Source organism: Bradyrhizobium sp. USDA 4516 (assembly GCF_054055915.1).
On sequence record NZ_JBSRXT010000001.1, the window covers coordinates 6,725,815 to 6,740,491 of the forward strand.

Here is a 14,677-nt window from a genome sequence, read left to right on the forward strand (position 1 = left end):
TTTGTCAACTTTGACAAACCACAACAGAGGTATTATAGTAGTATAATTGATCCGTGTACGAGATCGCTGCCATCGCGCAGCCCGTCGCGCGGCGATAGTGCTTTCGTCCCCGTGCGCCCTTTTTCAGGCTGACGGTCGATGCGACCATCGACGTTGAAGGCACAAGCGGCCTTCGTTCGATTCGTTCATTCGCTGGGTGTGCGCATGCGCGATCACCAATCCTGGGCAAGCCCGAACCGGTGATCCAGTTTGATCATGCCATTCACCTTCAATTGAGGAGCTTCCTCACCCACGCCGAGACTGCCGCGACAATGATCTTGCTTCGATGGGTTTGATCGAGCCGGATCTCGTTGCCGACGGCGATTTTTATTCAGGTTGAATGCGAGCCGTCATCCCGCTTTTCATCTCGCCGCGCTCGTTGCGAGCGTCGAGTGGGGCGGACAATGTTTCCGGCAAAAATCTACGTCGGTCAGATCACGGTTGTCTTCGGCATCGTCATCGCGTCGACATGGGGAGCGACGCAATGGACGGCGGCGGCGCTCGGATTTCAGGCGCGGCTTGGCGCGCCGTGGTTCGCCATTAGCGGCTACCCGGTCTATCTGCCCTGGCGATTGTTCGAATGGTGGTTCGCCTATGAGGCCTATGCGCCCGAAATATTTGAGGAGGGCGGGGCTATCGCCGCGGCTGGCGGCATTGCGGGCGCGCTGTTTGCAATCGTCAATTCGGTGTGGCGGGCGCGGCAAAACCAATTGGTCACGACCTACGGCTCCGCGCGCTGGGCCAATGTGAAGGAGATCCGCGCTGCCGGCCTGCTCGCGGGCAGGGGTGTGTTCCTCGGGCGATTTGAAAATTACTACCTGCGTCACGATGGACCCGAGCACGTCATGTGTTTTGCACCGACGCGGTCGGGCAAGGGCGTGGGGCTGGTGCTTCCGACACTGCTGTCCTGGACTTCATCGGCGGTCGTGCATGACATCAAGGGCGAGAACTGGGAGCTGACGTCCGGCTGGCGCTCGACCTTCTCGCATTGTCTGCTGTTCAATCCGACCGATCCAGCAAGCGCGCGCTACAATCCGCTGCTCGAGGTCCGCAAGGGCGCGGCCGAAGTCCGCGATGTTCAGAACATTGCCGACATCCTGGTTGACCCGGAAGGGGCATTGGAGCGTCGAAGCCACTGGGAGAAGACCAGCCACTCGCTGCTCGTCGGCGTCATCCTCCACCTCCTCTATGCAGAGCAACAGAAGACGCTGACACGGGTCACCGAGATCCTGGCTGACCCGGCGCAGTCCTTCGAGAAGACGCTGCGGATCATGCTGGCTACCAACCATCTCGGAACAGAAGCCGAGCCGAAGGTCCATCCCGTCGTCGCCGCGACCGCGCGGGAGTTGCTAAACAAGTCTGAAAATGAACGTTCCGGCGTGCTGTCCACCGCCGTGAGTTTCCTGGGCCTCTATCGCGATCCGGTCGTCAGCCGGAATACCGAGAGCTGCGATTGGCGCATCGCGGACCTCGTCGGTGCGGACAGGCCGGTCACGCTCTACCTGGTCGTCCCGCCGTCAGACATCAGCCGCACCAAGCCGTTGATCCGGCTGATCCTCAACCAGATCGGCCGCCGATTGACCGAGTCCCTAAACGTCAGGGCAGGCGATGCAAAGCATCGCCAGTTGCTCCTGATGCTGGACGAATTTCCTGCGCTCGGCCGGCTTGATTTCTTTGAGAGCGCGCTCGCCTTCATGGCCGGCTATGGCATCCGGGCCTATCTGATCGCCCAATCGCTCAATCAAATCGCCAAGGCCTATGGCGATAACAACGCGATCATGGACAATTGCCATGTCCGCATCGCCTTTGCGGCCAATGACGAGCGAACTGCGAAGCGCATTTCGGATGCGCTCGGCACCGCAACGGAACTTCGGGCACAGCGGAATTATGCCGGTCACCGGCTCGCACCCTGGCTTGGCCATGTCATGGTCAGCCGCCAGGAAACCGCCCGGCCGCTGCTCACTCCAGGCGAGGTGATGCAGCTGCCCCAAGATCAGGCCATCGTGCTTGTCTCGGGGCTTGCGCCGGTTCGGGCCCGCAAGCTCAGGCACTACGAGGACTCAAATTTTGTGACGCGCTTGCGTCCGTCACCGCCCGTCGGTGCCGGCGAATACCGCGATCGCCCGGCTGCACGTCCGAGCGATTGGGGGCGCCAGATCCGGGCGGTCGATCTCCGGTTGGCAACGCTTCCATACCGCGACCTCATGCAGGCGGGCGCGGAGGAGGGCGGGCTCAAACAGCAACTGCCGCTGTTTGAGGAAACAGCTCCCCAAGCCGAGGCGACGCGGTTTGCCGAGGAGCGGCTGCTCGACGACGACGCAGATGTGGCGGCGGATCGCAACCAGATGCAGCGGGCGGCGAATGCCTCCAGCGCCATCCGCAGCGCTCATGCCGCCACGCGCGATGACGACGATCTCCTTCCCGCATTCTGAGGGGCACTCGCAATGAAACCAAAGCTATCCGCCTATGTCTCCGACAGCGTGGCGCAACGGCTCGAACTCGCGGCCAGGCGGCCTGGCACCAACAAGTCGGCGATCGTCGACGCCGCCCTCGACCGCTTTCTCAATCCGGAGCGGGATGCAAGCGGAGACGCAGCCCTGATCCGCAGGCTCGACCGGATGAGCCGGCAGCTCGATCGGGCAGACCGTGATCTCTCGATCATGGCGGAAACCATCGCACTGTTCGTTCGCTACTACCTGACGACCACGCCTCCGCTGCCCGCTGGAGACCAGGACGCCGCGCGTGCGCTCGGGCGCGAGCGGTTCGAGATGTTCGTCGCGCAGGTCGGCAAGCGTATCGCCTCGGGCGGCCGGCTGGTTGCCGACGTCATGGAACAGGTCTCGACAGCAAATCCGGACCTCTTCATGCGGCATCTGGAGGAGGGCGCTCCACTCGGCGCCGGCGAGGCGCAGACCACGACAACAGAATCCCGCTCGCACCACGCGGCGGGCCAGCAGCCGGAGCCGTCTCCGGCTGGGCGAGAGGAGGTCGGCAATGTCTGACCTTCTCTCGCCCGAAACCCGCGAGCGCCGCCGCGGCATGCTGCGGACCGCTATGGGGCCGGCGATCGCGCTGGCGCTGGAAGAGGCCGAGGTTGTCGAGGTGATCGTCAACCCGGACGGCAGGCTCTGGCTTGAGCGGCACCGGTCCGGACGCACTGATACCGGCGTCATTCTGACGCCACAGGAATCGGAGCGGATCATCCGACTGGTCGCAAGCCATGTCCGGGCCGAGGCCAGCGCATCCTTCCCGATCATATCGGCCGAACTTCCCGAGACCGGCGAGAGGTTCGAAGGCGTGCTGCCGCCGGTCTCGCTCGCGCCCTGCTTTGCCATCCGCAAGCCCGCTACGACGACGTTTCTTCTCTCCGACTATGTCAGGGCGCAGATTGCCTCGCCACTGATGGCCAAGGTGCTGGCGGCGGCCGTAGTCGAAGGCCGCAGCATCCTGGTTGCGGGCGGCACCGGATCGGGCAAGACGACACTCGCCAATGCGCTCCTGGCCGAGATTGCACGCCTCGATGAGCGTATCGTCATCATCGAGGATACCCGCGAGCTGCGCTGCGAGGCCAAGGACGTCGTGACACTGCGCACCAAGCCGGGCGTCGCGAGCCTTGCCGATCTCGTGCGCTCAACGCTTCGCCTTCGTCCCGATCGAATCATCGTGGGCGAGGTGAGGGGCGCCGAGGCCCTCGACATGCTGAAGGCCTGGAATACGGGCCATCCCGGTGGGATCGCCACGGTTCACGCCAACTCGGCGCGCGCCGCGCTCTATAGGATCGAGCAATTGATCCAGGAGGCTGTCGCCACAGTGCCGCGCCGGCTCATCGCCGAGGCGATCGACCTCGTCGTCTTCATCAGGGGACGGGGTCCTGCGCGCCGGATCGAGGCGATCGCCGAGCTCAAGGGCCTCGATCCTGCCGGCGATTACCTCCTGGAGAACCCGCCAGGCCTTCCAAACGGTTCGCATCGTCCCTGATCTACACGGAGAATACGACATGTCTGGTTTGCCCCGTTCAACGGCGCATTTCTGCTTTCGCCGAATTTACAAGCGTTTCCTCATCGAGCTGGGAGGAGGCTTCGCTTGCATACTCCTGACGGGCCCGGCTGCGCACGCCGCAGGCTCGGGCATGCCGTGGGAAGCGCCGCTCGAGCGCATCCTGGAGTCGGTGCAGGGACCGGTCGCGAAGATCGTAGCCGTCATCATCATCACGGTAACCGGGATTTCGCTTGCGTTCGGCGACACCTCGGGTGGCTTCCGCAAGATGGTCCAGGTCGTCTTTGGCCTCTCCATCGCTTTCGCGGCGAGTTCTTTCTTCCTGTCGTTCTTCTCATTCGGCGGCGGAGCGCTGATCTGATGCGTCCCGACGGCTTTGAACTCGTGCTCCATCGCTCGTTGACCGAGCCCATTCTGCTCGGCGGTGCGCCGCGTTCTGCGGCCATCCTAATCGGCACCCTGTCGGCCGTGCTGGCGCTCGGGCTGCGGCTCTGGCTCGCAGGCGTCGTGCTCTGGATCGTCGGGCATGCCATCGCGGTGTGGCTTGCCAGGCGCGATCCCGCCTTTGTCGAGGTCGCAATCCGTCACACCAAGCACAAGGGCTGGCTCGCATGCTGAACTTGAGAGAATTCCGTCCTCATGCCTATCGTCTGGCCGACTGGTTGCCCTGGGCGTGCCTCGTCGCGCCCGGCGTGGTCTTGAACAAGGACGGCAGCTTTCAGCGTACCATCCGCTACCGGGGCCCGGATCTCGACAGCGCGACCGAGGCCGAGCTCATGAGCGTGACCTCGCGGGTGAACAACGTCTTAAAGCGCTTTGGCTCGGGCTGGGCCTTGTTCTTCGACGCCACGCGAATTGCGGCGTCGGAGTATCCGCGCTCACGCTTTCCGGACGCGGTATCGTGGCTTGTCGATGAGGAGCGGCGGGCCGCCTTCGAAAGCGTGTCCGAGGCCTCCTGGGACGATCCGTCGCGTCCGCGCGGACAGCATTTTGAGAGCGTGCTGCATCTCACCTTGATGTACCTGCCGCCGGCCGAGCGCGTGTCGCGGCTGGAGGGACTATTCCTCGAGCGTTCGCGAGACGAGCGGGGCCCGGGACGATCACGCCGTCAGCGCCATGTGCAGCATGCTTCCGAGGCTGATCGAAAAAGCGGCCGGCCGGACGATCGGGCCGGCACGTCGGCTCGTGAGACTGACCAGCCCCTGCCGTCGCGGGAGCACAGCTATCGTGATCATCTCGAGCGCTTTGTCCAGGAAACGGACCGGGCGATTGATCTTCTGTCTTCGGTCCTGCCCGAGATCTGGCCGCTCGATGACGAGGAGATACTGACCTACCTACATAGTTGCATCTCGACCAAGCGGCACCCGGTCGCCGTGCCCGAGATTCCGGCCTATCTCGATTGCTTCCTCAGCGACGAGCCGTTGACTGGTGGATTGTCGCCGGCGATCGGCCGAAGCCATCTTCGTGCGCTGACCGTGCTCGGCTTCCCGCACGTGACCTTTCCCGGATTGCTGGATGAGCTGAACCGGCTTGGCGTTGCCTATCGCTGGGCCACCCGATTTCTGCCGCTCGACCGCACGCAGGCGCATTCCTCGCTATCGCGGTACCGCCGCCAGTGGTTTGCCAAGCGCAAATCGCTGGGAGCAATCGTGAAGGAGGTCATGTTCAACGAGCAGGCGGCGCTCGTGGACACGGACGCCAGCAACAAGGCTGCCGACGCGGACACTGCGCTGACGGAGCTCGGCGATGATCTCGTCGCGTTCGGTTACATCACGACGACCGTCACTGTCAGCGACGAGGACGCGCGCGCCGCCGACGACAAGATCCGGCTCGTCGAACGGGTGATCAACAGTCGGGGCTTCACCACGATCCGGGAAAGTGTCAATGCGGTCGAGGCGTGGCTTGGCAGTCTGCCAGGACAAGCCTATGCGAATATCCGCCAACCCATCGTACACACGCTCAATCTGGCGCATATGTGCCCGTTGTCGGCGGTGTGGGCTGGCCCAGCGCGATGCGAGCATCTCGATGGACCGCCGCTTCTGATCGCCAAGACCAAGGGCGCAACCCCTTTCCGGCTTTCACTGCACGCCGGGGACGTTGGGCATTGCATCGTTGTTGGGCCGACCGGCGCCGGCAAGTCTGTGCTGCTCTCGATGCTGGGCCTGCAGTTCCGGCGCTATCCGAATGCCCAGCTGATCACATTCGACAAGGGCCGCTCCTCGCGCGCGACAACGCTTGCGCTGTCGGGCGCGTGGTACGAGCTTGGCGCCAAGGGTGGCATCGCGTTCCAGCCCCTGAAGGATGTTGCGGAGGAGGGGGCGCGGCTTTGGGCGCTCGACTGGCTTTGCGGCGTCCTTGCCCACGAGCGGGTGAGCGTGACGCCGGAGGTCAAGGAAACCATCTGGTCGGCACTCAAGAGCCTGGGTACGGCGCCGGTGTCCCAGCGCACGATGACCGGGCTCGTGGCCTTGCTCACCCGGGACGCCCTGCGTCAGGCGCTCCAGCCCTACACGCTGGAGGGACCTTACGGCCGCTTCCTCGATGCGGACGCCGACCGCCTTTCGGGCGCCGATGTCCTGACCTTCGAGATGGAAGAGTTGATGGCGCTGCCGGCGCTGGTCGCACCGGTGCTCACCTATCTGTTCCACACTCTGGAGTCGCGTTTCGATGGGCGGCCGACCCTGCTGGTGCTCGATGAGGCCTGGGTCTTCCTTGACGATCCGCTGTTTTCGAGCCGGATTCGCGAATGGCTGAAGACGTTACGCAAGAAGAACGTGGCGGTGGTCTTTGCCACGCAGTCGCTTGCCGACATCGCGGACAGCGAAATCGCGCCCGCGATCATCGAGTCCTGTCCGAGCCGCATATTCCTGCCCAATCCCCGGGCCCTTGAGCCGACCCAGACCGAGACCTATCGGCGCTTCGGCCTGAACGACACGCAGGTGCGCCTGATCGCCGAAGCCTTTCCCAAGCGGGACTACTATCTGCAGTCTCGTGCCGGCGACCGCCTGTTCGAACTTGGTCTCGGACCGGTGGCCCTTGCGCTCGTCGGAGCTTCCTCGCCGGACGATCAGCGCATCATTGACGAGGTCCTGGCCCGTTCGGGGCCCTACCATTTTGCCGAACGCTATTTCGCTGAACGCGATCTGCACTGGGCGGCCAACCTGATCAGCACCTTTGAACAGGCCCACAGGGCCTGACCCGATCTCAATCTCCGGAGTCTTCCATGCTCGAAAGTGTCGGCCGCCTGGGCGCGCGTACAACTACAAGAATTATCGTGACGGTAGCGCTATCTGTCGTCATCGCTGTGAATGGATCGCGGCGGGTCGGGGCGTTCGATATCGTGTTCGACCCCTCGAACTACAGCCAGAATCTTCTGACTGCCGCTCGCGCGCTCGAGCAGATCAATAACCAGGTCAGGAGCCTCGAAAATCAGGCTCAGTCGCTTCTCAATCAGGCAAAGCATCTGGCAAGCCTCCCGACCAGTGTCCTCGGCCAGCTCACTTCGACCATAGGTCGGATGAACAGCCTCATTACACAGGCAAAAGGCATCTCGTTCGACGTTCAAAAGACCCAGCAGGATTTTGCGCAGCTCTATCCTCGGCAGTATGGCGCCGCCACCTCGTCGGACAGGATGGTCCAGGATGCAACCGCACGCTGGAACAACAGCTATGAGGGGCTCAATCAGGCGCTGATGATCCAGTCGGCCATTGTCAGCAACCTGGATCAGGACGGCCAGACGCTTCGCACTCTGATGGCGAATTCATCAGCTGCGGTCGGCTCCTTGCAGGCCCAGCAGTCCGGCAACGAGTTACTGGCTTTGCAGATCAAGCAGGCACTGCTGACGCAGGCGCTGCTGGCAACTCAAGCCCGCGCCGAGACGTTGAGGGCGGCTGAGGAGCGCGCGTCCGCGGCGGCCGCCCAGGAGCGCTTTATCCGCTTCATCGGCGATGGCCATGCCTACGCCGGCGGCAGATAGGAGGGGGCCATGACTGATCTCTCCGTCATCGATCGCTTCACCGAGACGTTCTCGCGCTATATCGATTCTGGCTTTGGTCTTCTGTCAGGCGAAGTCTCGTTCCTGAGTTCGACACTCGTCGTCATCGACCTCACGCTTGCCGGGCTTGCCTGGGGCGTGCGGGCCGACGACCAGATCCTGGTGACGCTTGCCAAGAAGATCCTCTACGTTGGTGCATTCGCCTTCATCATCGGCAACTTCAAGGGCCTTGCCGACATCATCTTCAACTCGTTTTCTGGCATCGGCCTGAAAGCGTCCGGCGGCACATTGAGCCCGGCTGATCTGGCCCGGCCGGGTTTTGTTGCCGCCGCCGGGTTCACCGCGGCGCATCCGCTTCTCGAGGAAGCGAGCCAGTTCTCCGGCTTCGATGTGCTGACGAACCTGCCGACGATCGTGATCCTCTTGTTCTGCTGGATCGTGATCGTGCTCGCGTTCTTTGTGCTGTCGATCCAGCTGTTCGTGACCCTGATCGAGTTCAAGCTCACGACACTCGCAAGCTTCATCCTGGTGCCGTTCGCGCTCTGGGGCAAGACGGCCTTTCTTGCCGAAAAGACGCTCGGCAATGTCGTTGCCTCAGGCGTCAAGGTGATGGTGCTGGCGATTATCGTCGGCATCGGCTCGACTATCTTCGGTCAACTCGCGAGCACTTTGACACGGCCGGTCGATATTGCGTCGGCCATGAGCTTGTTGCTTGCGGCGCTCGCTCTGTTTGGACTTGGAATCTTCGGTCCGGGCATTGCTGCGGGTCTCGTATCCGGTGCGCCTCAACTGGGGGCCGGGTCGGCGGCGGGTACGGTCGCCGGTGCTGCTGCTGTCGCAATCGGGGGCGGAGCGGTCGCGATGGGCGGCCTTCGCATGGCCGCCGGCGGGTCGATGACGGCGGTCCGTTCCGCGGCGTCGCTGAGTGGAACATCGTCGATTGGCGACGGTGCGGCCCGCGCGGCCGCGGCCGAGCAGCCGGCAGGCGGAGGCGTTGGACGAGCGGACGGAGCCGCGGCCGCCGGCCCTTCGCGCGCAACCGCGACCCCCGCCCGACACGCCAGGGAAGCCGCACAGGTTGCTGCCCATACCCTGAAAGAAGGGGACAAGGGCGGCCATTCCTCGGGTCCCAAGCTTGGGGAGGACTGAGATATGGCCGGCCCTCCATTTCAACGCGTTTCGGTTCGGTACGGAGAAACGCCGGAGCCCGTGACGCCTTACCAGAAAGCGGGACAGGTCTGGGACGAGCGGCTCGGGTCCGCGCGAGTTCAGGCGAGCAACTGGCGGCTCGCCGCGCTGGGTATCACTGCAGTGTGCGGTGTTCTCGGCTTGACCCTGCTCACCGTGATCGGCCGCTCAGGGATCGTTCCCTATGTGGTCGAGGTCGACCGGTTGGGTGAGGTCCGCGCAGTTGGACCTGCGCTAGAGGCGTATCAGCCGTCGGATGCGCAGATCGCGCACTTCCTGGCGCGATTCATCGAAAACGTGCGTTCGTTGTCGATCGATCCCGTGATCGTCCGCAGCAACTGGCTACGGGCCTACGACTTCGTCACCGATCGGGGCGCGCAAGTTCTGAACGACTACGCGCGCGAAACCGATCCGTTCGCGAAAATCGGCTCCAGGACGATCACCGCAGAGGTGACCTCGGTGGTGCGTGCGTCCAGCGACAGTTTCGAAATTCGCTGGAAGGAGAACAGTTTCGAGAATGGCTCGATTGCTAAGACCGAGCGGTTCACGGGTCTCGTAACCACGGTTCTCAAGCCGCCGGCGGACGCCGAGACGCTGCGAAAGAACCCGCTTGGCCTCTACGTCCATTCCCTCAACTGGTCGCGCGACCTCATCGGAGATGCGAAATGAATTCTGCTGCTTCAACAAGGCGTGCATCGGCCAGCATCCTGACCCTGTCGCTTGTGCTCGGAGGATGCGCCACAAAGTTCAACCTCGAAGCGCCCTATGACGAGATGACATTCGAGCAGGCTCTCCCCGAGGCGGATCCGCCGAAGCCCGTCGAGATTGTTGAAAGGCCCAAGGTCTTGCCTCTGCCTGGCCAACTCATGCCCTATCCAAAGAAGGGCGGAAAGGAAGAAAAGCTGCCACCGGAGCAGGCGATCGCCAAGGCGAACAAGGCTGCGCGGATGGAGCCGACCCGGGCGGGCTACATCAATGCGATCCAGGTCTATCCATGGACCGAAGGAGCCCTCTATCGGCTCTATGCGAGCCCCGAGAAGGTCTCGACCATCGCGCTTCAGGCCGGCGAGGAATTGATCGATGTCTCGACGGGCGACACGGTTCGCTGGGTGGTCGGCGATACCGCGAGCGGTCAGGGTAGCAACCGGCGTGTTCATATCCTCGTCAAACCGACGCTGCCGGACATCCAGACCAATCTGGTGGTCCTTACCGACCGGCGCGCCTACCACCTCGAGCTGGTCTCAACCAAGCAGACCTACATGGCATCGATCTCCTGGACGTACCCAACGGATACGCTGGTTGCACTTCACAAGCAGAATGCAATCGCCCAGGCAAACGAGGAGCGGGTTGCCGATCGCGGCGTGCGGCTCGATAGCCTGAACTTCCGCTACCGTATCGAAGGCGATGACCCACCGTGGCGACCGGTGCGTGCGTTCGATGACGGCCGCAAGGTCTATATCCAGATGCCATCCGGCCTGTCGCAGGGCGAGGCGCCGCCTCTGTTCGTCGCGGGCGCCGATGGCCGTCCAAATCTGGTCAACTATCGGGTCAGGGGCTCCTACTACATCGTCGACCGCATGTTTGGCGCCGCCGAGCTCCGTCTCGGCGAGGGTCCCCAACGTATCGTCCGGATCATCCGCATCGATGCGCGGCCGTTGTCGCAGGCCATCAGCAGTGGGAGCGCCTCATGACGAGTGGGTTGGATCGGGAGCCACCGGAGCCTCTGGAGCTGCGGGCACGGCCGCGATCCATCCGGCGGTTGAACAGGCGCGCGCTCATGATCGGCTGCGCTGTCACTGCACTGTTCATCGCCGGAGCGACGATAGTTGCGCTGCGGCCGCTGCGGCCTTTGAAGCATGCCGATCGCGCAGAGCTCTACAACACCGACCGGAAGCAAACGGCAGAGGGCCTGAACAAGCTGCCGGCATCTTATGAAGAGCTTCCGCCGTCAACGCCGCGGCTTGGACCGCCATCCCCGGGCGATATTGGACGAGCTTTCGCCGAGAACGAAAAGAAAGTCGGCATCGCGCCGTCATCGGATCCAGGCTTCCGCAGCAACCCGGAAGAGGACGCAGAAAGGGCGGAGCGCATTCGGCAGGTGCGCATCGCGCAGCAGGCGAGGGAATCGGGCTTGTTCTTCCGACTGTCGGAAAAGCAGGACAGGCGAAAGCAGGCCGCTGTCACGGACGTGGCTGCCAGCCAGCCGTCCCCGTTTCGGCCGCACGCGGCCGATTCCGGGCCGTCCGCGGCGGAGCTTGCGAAAACCGCGCGGGCAATGGTTGATCGATCAGACGAGATCGTACCCTCGTCGCAGGCACGAAAGCTCGCCTTTGTGGGAGCGAAGGCCGACACCGAGACCACCAATCCGCACGCGTTGGTCGCCGCGCCCTCCAGCTATGCCGTGATGGCGGGCTCGATCATCCCAGCGAGCCTGGTGACGGGGCTGAATTCGGACCTGCCGGGCGCGACGATCGGTCAGGTCACGGAGAACATCTATGACACGGTAACGGGCGAGCATCTGCTGATCCCGCAGGGGACAAGGCTCGTCGGCAAGTACGATAGCGTCGTCGCCTTCGGACAGAAGCGGGCACTGGTCGTCTGGACGCGACTGATCTTGCCGAACGGAAATTCGATCGTGATCGAGAACCTTCCGGCCACGGATGTTGCCGGCTATGCCGGGCTCGAGGATGAGGTGGATTTCCATACCTGGCAACTGCTCAAGGGCGTGGCTTTGGCGACGCTGATCGGGGTGGGTACACAGCTCTCGATCGGAAATGACGAGAGCGATCTCGTGAAGGCGTTGCGGGAAAGCACGCAGCAGACAACCAATCGTGCGGGCCAGCGCCTGGTGGAGCGCCAGCTCGACGTGCAGCCGACAATCACGGTCCGACCGGGATGGCCGCTACGGGTGATTGTTTCTAAGGATCTGGTGCTAAAGCCGTACGAGGACGTTCAGACGGTCGCGAAGGGCAGGTGAAATATGAAGCTTGCGAAACTGCCCGATCGGACTCCCGCAAAGATGAGCATTGTCCTGGCGCCGAGCCTTGCCAAACGGTTGCGTGAATACGCTGATTTTTACGCCGAGACGTACGGCAGTCGGGAGGAAGTTGCGGAGCTGATACCCTTTATGCTCGCGGCGTTCCTCGATAGCGACGCAGCATTCAAGAAAATAAGAATCGGTGGCGCCAGCTCTTCGTCGGGTCGTGAGTAGTCACCATGGTTACGCCCGTGCAGTAGCTAGCGTCTGGAGATATTCCTCGAGAGTTGGCTGCGGCGCAGTTTGCAGCTTGTGGAGTTCTTCCGGCTTTAGTTTTGTGTAACGTCGCAGCGTACGCCAGTCCTTGTGACCAGTGACCAGTGCGACTTTTTCAATCGGTAGTCCCGCTTCAAAAAGGCGGCTGGTGCCTTCGTGGCGTAGATCATGAAAATGCAGATCGTCAATTTTCAATTCATCGCAGGCCCGCGTGAATGCCGCGCTGACTGAGCGGTGGTTATATGGAAATACCCGGCCCTGACCTCTGGTGATAATGCGCTGCTGGAGCAAGATCTCCCAGGCATCATAGCCGGTGAGGTTGAGAAGAGGGACTTTCTGGTCGTTGCCGTCCTTCTTTCTCGGGTCCTTGCGATCGACAATCGTTAGAATCCGCGTTTTCATATCGACATGTGGCCAGTCCGGTTGGCAGATTTCCTCTTGCCGCATCGTAGTCGCAACGGCGTAGCGAACGATGCGGCCCATGGGGATGACCTGTCGTGGATTGGTCTCGAAGTATTCGATGAGCTCGTCGAGCTCATCCTGCGTTGGCCGGCGGTCTCGCTCGTCTGATTTTCCGACGAGACCCAAATGCTTCAACGCGAAGCGCGCGAGGCGAACCTCCTCGGCAGAAACCTCAATTCCGTGGACGGCCGCGGCGTGCGTCGCGAGTGTCCTGATGAAAGCCATATCGATTGCGAGGGTCGCCGGCCCGGCGCCTTCCTTCGCTCGCTTTCGGCCATATTCAATAAGCCGTTCTCGGTCGAGCCGAGGTATCTTGGTGCATCCGAGCTCCTCCTTGAGCGCCTTCAGTACGGCCGCTTTGGATCGGCGAGGGGGGCGTCCGACGTCGCGCATGTCTTGAATGTGCAGATCAATGATGTCGCCGAAGGTCTTCGCTTTTACGGCAGCGCGCGGTTTGGGTGACCCGCTACGATCAATATTGCGCTCCACGTCGAGCGCCCATTCCTCGCCGTCCTTGCGGCGGCGAAAGGTCTCTGCCACATAACGGTTCTTGCGGCGAACTTGGACCCGCCAGTTCCCTGACGGCAACTGAGTGAAGGTGGCCATTGTCGTGTGCCTTTCCCAAATGGTGTGCGATACGTGTGCGTCGAGAGGTCAAAACGGGTACAAACGTGTGCAAATTCGGCAAATTTGGCGGGTACTCGTTCTTGTTACATCCCATTGAGAGCTTAAGGTAAATCATTGGAATCGCAAGACTATCGCTTTTCTGTGGCACCCATGATGGACTGGACCGATCGGCATTGCCGCGTCTTCCATCGGCTGATGTCGCGGCGGGCGCGGCTTTATACGGAGATGCTGACGACCGGCGCCATCATCCACGGCGATCGGGCCCGGCTGCTCGGCTTCGATGCCAGCGAGCATCCGGTGGCGTTGCAGCTCGGCGGTTCCGACCCGCGCGATCTGGCGACCGCCGCAGGGATCGGCGAGCAGTTCGGTTACGACGAGATCAATCTCAATGTCGGCTGTCCCTCCGATCGGGTGAAGGATGGCCGCTTCGGCGCCTGCCTGATGGCCGAGCCCGCGCTGGTCGCCGAAGGCGTTGCGGCGATGAAGCGGGCGGTGCGGATTCCCGTCACGGTGAAATGCCGGATCGGCATCGACGACCAGGATCCGGAAGTCGCGCTCGATACGCTGGCGCGCGCCGTGATTGCCGCGGGCGCGGCCGCGCTCGTCGTGCACGCGCGCAAGGCCTGGCTCAACGGATTGTCGCCGAAGGAGAACCGCGACATCCCGCCGCTCGACTACGATCGGGTCTATCGCCTCAAGGCGGCGTTGCCGGATGTGCCAATCATCATCAACGGCGGCATCACGAGCCTCGCCGAAGCGAAGCAGCATCTGGCGCATGTCGATGGCGTGATGCTGGGGCGGGCGGCCTATCAGGAGCCGTGGCGGCTGCTCACCGTCGATTCCGAGCTGTTCGGCGAGACTGCGCCGCACGTGACGATGAAGGACGTGTTCGCGGCGATGCTGCCCTATATCGAGCGGCAGCTTGCCGAAGGCACGCGACTGCATTCGATCACGCGGCATTTCGTCGGCGCCTTCCATGGCGTCCCGGGCGCGCGTGCGTTCCGCAGGCACCTCGCGGAGAACGGCGTTCGGCCGGCGGCTGACATCGATGTGCTGCGCGAGGCGATCGCATGCGTCGACGATCGCGCGCCGGCGGCGGTCGCGGCCTGAGGGCGATC

The 14,677-nt window shown here is 62.9% G+C and carries 14 protein-coding genes; 13 read left to right on the plus strand and 1 reads right to left on the minus strand.

Translation table 11 applies throughout. From position 1 onward, the window contains the following. Window positions 1-443: 443 nt before the first annotated feature. The 12 genes from ACVI1L_RS30620 (at window position 444) to ACVI1L_RS30675 (ending at window position 12,428) form a co-directional block, all read left to right on the plus strand. On the plus strand, window positions 444-2,471 hold the full coding sequence (locus ACVI1L_RS30620; RefSeq protein WP_456785631.1) for a conjugal transfer protein TraG: 2,028 nt from the start codon (window positions 444-446) through the stop codon (window positions 2,469-2,471). Between the two features lie 12 nt (window positions 2,472-2,483). Further along, complete coding sequence (locus ACVI1L_RS30625) at window positions 2,484-3,041, plus strand: CopG family transcriptional regulator (RefSeq protein ID WP_456784602.1); 558 nt, start codon at window positions 2,484-2,486, stop codon at window positions 3,039-3,041. Beyond that, a complete protein-coding gene (gene trbB, locus ACVI1L_RS30630) occupies window positions 3,034-4,017 on the plus strand; it encodes a P-type conjugative transfer ATPase TrbB (RefSeq protein WP_456784603.1) in 984 nt (327 codons plus the stop codon). Before ACVI1L_RS30625 ends, trbB begins: the two co-directional genes overlap by 8 nt. A 19-nt stretch (window positions 4,018-4,036) precedes the next feature. Beyond that, on the plus strand, window positions 4,037-4,396 hold the full coding sequence (locus tag ACVI1L_RS30635; RefSeq protein WP_456784604.1) for a TrbC/VirB2 family protein: 360 nt from the start codon (window positions 4,037-4,039) through the stop codon (window positions 4,394-4,396). After that, window positions 4,396-4,653 (plus strand): VirB3 family type IV secretion system protein, encoded by a 258-nt coding sequence (locus tag ACVI1L_RS30640; protein ID WP_028343946.1) that lies wholly within the window; start codon window positions 4,396-4,398, stop codon window positions 4,651-4,653. The genes ACVI1L_RS30635 and ACVI1L_RS30640 overlap by 1 nt, the downstream gene beginning before the upstream one ends. Further along, window positions 4,647-7,232, plus strand: a complete 2,586-nt coding sequence (gene trbE / locus ACVI1L_RS30645; protein ID WP_456784605.1) for a conjugal transfer protein TrbE — start codon at window positions 4,647-4,649, stop codon at window positions 7,230-7,232. Before ACVI1L_RS30640 ends, trbE begins: the two co-directional genes overlap by 7 nt. 26 nt (window positions 7,233-7,258) lie before the next feature. Beyond that, window positions 7,259-8,011 (plus strand): P-type conjugative transfer protein TrbJ, encoded by a 753-nt coding sequence (gene trbJ, locus ACVI1L_RS30650; RefSeq protein WP_456784606.1) that lies wholly within the window; start codon window positions 7,259-7,261, stop codon window positions 8,009-8,011. Window positions 8,012-8,020: 9 nt separating this feature from the next. Beyond that, on the plus strand, window positions 8,021-9,178 hold the full coding sequence (trbL, locus tag ACVI1L_RS30655) for a P-type conjugative transfer protein TrbL (RefSeq protein ID WP_456784607.1): 1,158 nt from the start codon (window positions 8,021-8,023) through the stop codon (window positions 9,176-9,178). Window positions 9,179-9,181: 3 nt separating this feature from the next. Beyond that, entirely contained in the window at window positions 9,182-9,886 is a 705-nt protein-coding gene (gene trbF / locus ACVI1L_RS30660) for a conjugal transfer protein TrbF (RefSeq protein WP_456784608.1), read from the plus strand. After that, the gene (trbG, locus tag ACVI1L_RS30665; RefSeq protein ID WP_456784609.1) at window positions 9,883-10,908 is read left to right on the plus strand and encodes a P-type conjugative transfer protein TrbG; all 1,026 of its coding nucleotides are present in this window, start codon (window positions 9,883-9,885) and stop codon (window positions 10,906-10,908) included. Before trbF ends, trbG begins: the two co-directional genes overlap by 4 nt. Before the next feature lie 86 nt (window positions 10,909-10,994). Beyond that, window positions 10,995-12,194 (plus strand): TrbI/VirB10 family protein, encoded by a 1,200-nt coding sequence (locus ACVI1L_RS30670; RefSeq protein WP_456784610.1) that lies wholly within the window; start codon window positions 10,995-10,997, stop codon window positions 12,192-12,194. Between the two features lie 3 nt (window positions 12,195-12,197). After that, window positions 12,198-12,428, plus strand: a complete 231-nt coding sequence (locus ACVI1L_RS30675) for a DUF2274 domain-containing protein (RefSeq protein ID WP_456784611.1) — start codon at window positions 12,198-12,200, stop codon at window positions 12,426-12,428. A 9-nt stretch (window positions 12,429-12,437) separates the two neighbouring features. On the opposite strand, the gene ACVI1L_RS30680 is transcribed toward ACVI1L_RS30675, so the two are convergent. After that, entirely contained in the window at window positions 12,438-13,538 is a 1,101-nt protein-coding gene (locus ACVI1L_RS30680; protein ID WP_456784612.1) for a site-specific integrase, read from the minus strand. Between the two features lie 135 nt (window positions 13,539-13,673). Between ACVI1L_RS30680 and dusA the strand changes: the two genes are divergently transcribed. Continuing rightward, window positions 13,674-14,669, plus strand: a complete 996-nt coding sequence (dusA, locus tag ACVI1L_RS30685; protein ID WP_456784613.1) for a tRNA dihydrouridine(20/20a) synthase DusA — start codon at window positions 13,674-13,676, stop codon at window positions 14,667-14,669. Window positions 14,670-14,677: the final 8 nt, after the last annotated feature.

Bases quoted from the DNA above. Each gene is read 5' to 3' on its own strand.
- ACVI1L_RS30620 (WP_456785631.1), top strand. From the start codon at position 444: ATGTTTCCGGCAAAAATCTACGTCGGTCAGATCACGGTTGTCTTCGGC.
- ACVI1L_RS30625 (WP_456784602.1), top strand. From the start codon at position 2,484: ATGAAACCAAAGCTATCCGCCTATGTCTCCGACAGCGTGGCGCAACGG.
- trbB (WP_456784603.1), top strand. From the start codon at position 3,034: ATGTCTGACCTTCTCTCGCCCGAAACCCGCGAGCGCCGCCGCGGCATG.
- ACVI1L_RS30635 (WP_456784604.1), top strand. From the start codon at position 4,037: ATGTCTGGTTTGCCCCGTTCAACGGCGCATTTCTGCTTTCGCCGAATT.
- ACVI1L_RS30640 (WP_028343946.1), top strand. From the start codon at position 4,396: ATGCGTCCCGACGGCTTTGAACTCGTGCTCCATCGCTCGTTGACCGAG.
- trbE (WP_456784605.1), top strand. From the start codon at position 4,647: ATGCTGAACTTGAGAGAATTCCGTCCTCATGCCTATCGTCTGGCCGAC.
- trbJ (WP_456784606.1), top strand. From the start codon at position 7,259: ATGCTCGAAAGTGTCGGCCGCCTGGGCGCGCGTACAACTACAAGAATT.
- trbL (WP_456784607.1), top strand. From the start codon at position 8,021: ATGACTGATCTCTCCGTCATCGATCGCTTCACCGAGACGTTCTCGCGC.
- trbF (WP_456784608.1), top strand. From the start codon at position 9,182: ATGGCCGGCCCTCCATTTCAACGCGTTTCGGTTCGGTACGGAGAAACG.
- trbG (WP_456784609.1), top strand. From the start codon at position 9,883: ATGAATTCTGCTGCTTCAACAAGGCGTGCATCGGCCAGCATCCTGACC.
- ACVI1L_RS30670 (WP_456784610.1), top strand. From the start codon at position 10,995: ATGATCGGCTGCGCTGTCACTGCACTGTTCATCGCCGGAGCGACGATA.
- ACVI1L_RS30675 (WP_456784611.1), top strand. From the start codon at position 12,198: ATGAAGCTTGCGAAACTGCCCGATCGGACTCCCGCAAAGATGAGCATT.
- ACVI1L_RS30680 (WP_456784612.1), bottom strand. From the start codon at position 13,538: ATGGCCACCTTCACTCAGTTGCCGTCAGGGAACTGGCGGGTCCAAGTT.